The organism is Acidobacteriota bacterium (assembly GCA_034211275.1).
In the GTDB taxonomy this organism is placed as follows: domain Bacteria; phylum Acidobacteriota; class Thermoanaerobaculia; order Multivoradales; family JAHZIX01; genus JAGQSE01.
This window is the reverse complement of the sequence record JAXHTF010000298.1, coordinates 1-5037: the sequence shown is the minus strand read 5'-3', so window position 1 is coordinate 5037 and position 5037 is coordinate 1. Positions and strand designations below refer to the sequence as shown.

Annotated in this window: 5 protein-coding genes; 3 read left to right on the top strand and 2 right to left on the bottom strand. The window is 58.9% G+C overall.

Annotated features, from left to right (window positions below):
- On the bottom strand, nt 1-1190 hold a 1190-nt coding region (locus tag SX243_25060; protein ID MDY7096259.1), incomplete at its 3' end, for a CHC2 zinc finger domain-containing protein.
- Between the two features lie 162 nt (nt 1191-1352).
- Here SX243_25060 and SX243_25055 point away from each other — a divergent pair.
- The 3 genes from SX243_25055 to SX243_25045 are packed head-to-tail and all read left to right on the top strand — an operon-like array spanning nt 1353 to nt 4423.
- Nucleotides 1353-1721 carry a helix-turn-helix transcriptional regulator gene (locus SX243_25055; protein ID MDY7096258.1) on the top strand — a complete coding sequence of 123 codons (369 nt, stop codon included), beginning with the start codon at nt 1353-1355 and terminating at the stop codon, nt 1719-1721.
- Nucleotides 1722-1764: 43 nt separating this feature from the next.
- On the top strand, nt 1765-3777 hold the full coding sequence (locus SX243_25050) for an ATP-binding protein (protein ID MDY7096257.1): 2013 nt from the start codon (nt 1765-1767) through the stop codon (nt 3775-3777).
- 31 nt (nt 3778-3808) lie between these two features.
- Complete coding sequence (locus SX243_25045; GenBank protein MDY7096256.1) at nt 3809-4423, top strand: hypothetical protein; 615 nt, start codon at nt 3809-3811, stop codon at nt 4421-4423.
- 30 nt (nt 4424-4453) lie between these two features.
- Here SX243_25045 and SX243_25040 read toward each other — a convergent pair.
- Nucleotides 4454-5037, bottom strand: a 584-nt coding sequence (locus SX243_25040; GenBank protein ID MDY7096255.1) for a hypothetical protein, incomplete at its 5' end; no start/stop codon positions are given.

Below are 5037 nucleotides of genomic sequence, written 5' to 3'. Positions count from 1 at the left end.
TTCAGAGAGATGACGGGTGGCTCGGACCCCGGGACCCGGACCCCGGACCCCGGCGCCGAAGGCGCCTTGCCCGCTCCGAGCCACGTGGCCGAGCGGATCACCATCGCCAGGCTCTTCGCCGGCGGCGTGACCTTCAGCGCAAACTCGTTGACGTCCATGCCGTGCGGCAGCTCGACCCGGAAGCACTCCAGGCCCTCGGCCATCAGGCGCTCGGCGAGCTTGGCCGCTGCGGCGTCGCCGCGCTCGTCCCGGTCGTAGGCGATGAGCACGCGCTCGGTCCCGTACGCCTTGAAGGCCTCGAGCATCTCCTCGGTGAAGCCGTTGACGCCGTAGGCGGTGGTGACGTTGCGCAAGCCGTGCGACCACAGGGTCAGGGCGTCGATGAGGGCCTCGCACAGGATGACCTCCTTCGAGGCCCTGAGCGCGTCGAGGTTGAAGACGCCGCGCCGAGGACCTGGCAGGTAGAGGTGCAGCGGGGTGCCCTTGCGAAGCCGCGGCGTGATCTTGCGCCCGTACATCTGCACCACCCGGCCGTGCTCGTCGTGGATCGGGACCACGACGCTGCCCCGGAGAAGCTCGTGGCCGGTCTCCTTGATGATCCCGAGCCCGGCGAGCCGGCTGCGGATCGCGCTGCCGTTCTTGCGGTTGCGCTGGGGGAGGCGGTAGCCGAGGGTACGGTTCGAGAAGCCGAGCTGAAACCGCTCGACCATCTCCGCGGAGCGCAGGCCCCGTGACTCGAGGTACTCCAGCGCCTCCGGCGACTGCTTCAGGGTCTCGTGGTAGTAGCCCGCCACCACGCCCCGCAGCTCGTCATCCGAGATCTCGTCGTCGTCGGACACCAGCGGCGGCAGCTTGAGCGTCGTCGACGTCCTGGGCGGTGGCCGGTCGGCCGGCGCCTCGCCGAGCCCCGGGTAGTCGGCACGCAGGATCTCGACCGCATGTCGGAAGGTCACGCCCTCGAGCGCCATCACCAGGTCGATCACCGAGCCCTTCGCCCCGCACCCGAAGCAGTGGAAGACGTTCTTCACGGGGTCGACGGAGAAGCTCGGGTCCTCGTCCGGATGCAGGGGGCAGCGCCCGCGCAAGTCCTTGCCCTGACGCTTCAGCTCGACCCCGCGCGCCTCGACCAGCCGCTCGACGGAGACCTCCCGCTTCAGCCGCTCAAGCTCCTCGGTCGGGATTCGTGCCATCAGCCACCATCCAATGCGAGAAATTTGCTCGTCATCTTTCGGTGACCATGATTACCAATCTGTCGCGACCATGTCAAGCCGCTTTGGTGTTGACGGTCATCTGTTGGTGAGCTAGATTCGGAATGGGACCGGAAAATACATGATTCTGATGACGGTTAGGTGATGAGCAAGAAGGAAACCCCGTCGACGTTCGGCGCCAAGATCCTCCAGCTGCGCAAGGAGCGAGGCTGGTCACAGCCCGAGGTCGGTAAGCTGATCGGCACCTCCGGCGCCATCGTCGGCCGCTACGAGCGGGGCGAGATCACCCCCTCGATCGAGGTTGCCCGCAAGCTCGCCGACGCTTTCGGCGTGACCGTCGACTTCCTCGTCAGCGAGCGCGAGCTGCCCGAGATCCTCAAGGACAAGGAGATGCTCGAGCGCTGGAAGGCCCTCGCCGAGGTCCCAAGCCCCGACCGCGATAGGATCCTGTACGTGGTCGACGGGCTGATCCGCGACGCCAAGGCGCGACAAGCTTACAGTGCGGCCAGTTGAAGCAGCTGATTTGGCGGGTGGGTAACATGCCGGGGAGGATCTTGTGTACCTGGATTTACCCGGAAGGGTTCACAACACTAAACTCGCGACCACCAAGCCTCTTCAGCCCCTGTTCGAGGCGCTGTCAAACTCATTCCATGCGATTGAAGATGCCGCAGATGGCCCCAGTGAGATCAAGGTCGTCGTAGAGCGGGACAGCAGCAAGCCAGCGCTCTATGAGGACGGGCACGAGTCGTCGCCAGTCTCTGCCTTCACGGTCATTGACACGGGCATAGGGTTCGACAGTAAGAACTGGAAGTCGTTCAATACGTCTGACTCGACCTACAAACAAGCGCGAGGCGGCAAAGGTGTAGGCCGCTTCATCTGGCTGAAGGCATTTGACACGGTTGAGGTGACCAGCTCGTACCCAGAAGACGGCACATGGAAGCGACGGAGGTTCGACTTCACTCTGTCGGCTGACGGCGTTGAAAACGACCGCATGGATGACGCCCCGAAAACGAAACGAGAAACCAGAGTCAAACTCATCGGCCTCAAGGAGGAGTACCAAAAGCACTGCCCCAAGGGAGTGTCGATCATTGGTGAACGCATCGTGGAACACTTCCTATCGTACTTTTTCTTCGACCAATGCCCGCACCTGACCCTTGTCGATGGGGATGAGAGCTTAGATCTGAACGAAGTCTTTCGAGAGATCTTCGGCAGTGCCACGGAAACAAAACCCTTCACAGTCAAGAAACGGAAATTCGAGCTACGTCACCTGAGGATCTACTCGAGCCGAGAGAGACGGGATCACCGCATTCATTTGTGCGCCTACGGGCGTGAGGTGGACAGCGAACGCATCACGAAGCTTATTCGGGAAGTCCCCACAGCAAGGCTCCAAGATGAGCAGGACAAAGAGTTTGTGTACCTGGGCTACGTCTCCGGAGGATATCTCGACGAACACGTCAATTCCGAGAGAACAGGGTTCTTGTTCCCGGAACGGGACACCGACCTTGAATTCCCTGACGTGATTTCAAAAGAATCGCTCCTCGGCGCTACAACCGGCGAGCTCGAGCTATACCTCAAGCCGTACCTCGAGCCTTTGCGCGAAGAGAAGATGGAGCGGATCGAGGACTTCGTTCATACCAAAGCACCGCAGTACCGCCCGATCCTCAAACACAAGCCGGAAGCTCTGGCCGACATCTCCCCCGAGATCAGGGCAGAGGCAGATCTCGATCGAGAGCTTCGGAGAATCCAGTTTGTCATCGAAGAGGAGCTCCGGGAAACGCAGGATAAGCTCCTGACGGCGGATCTGGAGAAGATGGAAGACTTTGAGGAGTATTTCCGGCAGTACATTGAATTTCTCGAAAAGGAAAACGACGTCGGAAAATCAAACCTCGCGCAATACATCGCCCACCGAAAGGCGGTCATCAACGCGCTCGAGAAGTTTCTCGGATTTACTGATAGTGGGAAGTACTACCGTGAAGAGGTCATCCACCGGTTCATCTGTCCACTGCGCACGACCTCGGACGACCTCGGCTTCGAAGAGCACAATCTCTGGTTGATCGACGACCGGCTAGCTTTTCACGAGTACCTGGCGTCCGACCTGCCGTTGAAGAAGATGGACATATTGGAGACCGACGATCGGGATCGACCGGACCTTGTCGTCTTTAATCGATCGCATGCGTTCGCACCAGACGACCGGAGACCGTTCTCGTCAGTTGTGCTCATTGAGTTCAAAAGGCCGGAGCGAACGGACTACACATCAGACGAAAACCCGATTCAGCAGGTGTACGGCTACATTTCGAAGATCCGAGACGCCAAGGCAAAAGACCGTCAGGGACAGACAATCAGAGTCCAAGAAAAGACTCCATTTTACGTCTATGTCGCGTGTACCCTTACTCCTTCTATCGAACGCTATGCCAAAGACTTCGGCCTCACGATTACCCCAGATGGTCAGGGGTATTTTGGATTCAACGCGAATCACCAGGCGTATGTGGAGATCATCGACTACCGGAAACTCGTGGAAGACGCCAAGAGCAGAAACCGAGCACTATTCGAAAAACTCAACCTCAGATGACAGGCCGCCGTCACAGCGGGGGAGCGTTCAGATGGACATCATCACACAACTAACCAAGGACCTTGAGCCGATCCGCCGATTGGCGGAACAGCTGCTGTCTCATGCCGTGGAGACCGAAACCCAAGACGACAGACTTCAAATATCAAGAAGGCCAAGCGTCGGTACCGAAGCATTCGCAGTCACGCTGTACCTCGGTGTAGACGATAGCACCATTGACCGCTATCAGAAGATCCACTCCGTCGAGATCCCACCTGACTACAAGAAAATCCTCCATGTGCTGAACGGAGCGAGTATCTTCGGGCTCAACCTGTACGGTATTCCGCCATCAATGGCGCAGGACCCACCTCTTCTAGATCGTACGACGATTCAGCCGCTGGATCTGGCCACCGCAAATACTCATTGGCGACATGGATTCACCGATGACCTGTCGTTGTTTCAAATCGGCGGCAGCCCACTATCACTTGAAGAAAACGTAGGGTATTTCCTGACCGCTGGCTCCGGGGTGGTTTCCCTGAAGAAACGCAACCACAAAGTCAACGCTTGGGTATCAATGCAGCAGTTCCTCGATGAAGAGCTCGAACGGGCTCGGAACCAATACAGCGAGTTCGAGGAATTCATGGCGAAGATGCGCAAGATAACCAAATAGGCGTCGAATCTAATCCATCCTCCACTAGCCTCATCTCGAAATCAGTGGACCAGTAGTTGGATTCGCCCAATTCCTACCATGCAACTGGAAATGCTCCTCCCAGGTTACGAACCTCACGTTGGCTGGGTTTGACGCTAGATGAGGATACCTGGCGGCGCTGTTGATGTGATGCCCGAAATAACCGCTCACTCTTCCTGTGGCCTCCAGCTCTATCCTCTCAAGGGCCGACCATTCCCGGGTTCCCCCACCGCGCTGGACAAGTGCCAGCTCATCAGCCCATGCTCGTTCAACCCCAAGGCGACGAGCCCTAGCTAACCCGCGACCACCGAAGCCGGATTTTCTTGCGTACAACTGCAGGCCGTTTTTTCCTGCATTTCCTCGTCTGAAGAACTCAAACTCGTCAAGAGTGGCAGCGCGGCCCTGAATTCCCCGACGACCCTTCCAAGCCTTGTACGCCGCCAAGCGCTGCTCGAGCGCGGGGTTGATCGTTCCCCCCCTTGGGGCATCCAGGGACCCCACCACCATCTGGGCGCTAGATCGCTCGTATCCTTGCTGCAGGTCTGGACTTAGCTCGGCCTCGAGCTGGTCGCCGAGGGCCGGCAAAGTGGCCGAGA

Bases quoted from the DNA above. Each gene is read 5' to 3' on its own strand.
- SX243_25055 (MDY7096258.1), top strand. From the start codon at position 1,353: ATGAGCAAGAAGGAAACCCCGTCGACGTTCGGCGCCAAGATCCTCCAG.
- SX243_25045 (MDY7096256.1), top strand. From the start codon at position 3,809: ATGGACATCATCACACAACTAACCAAGGACCTTGAGCCGATCCGCCGA.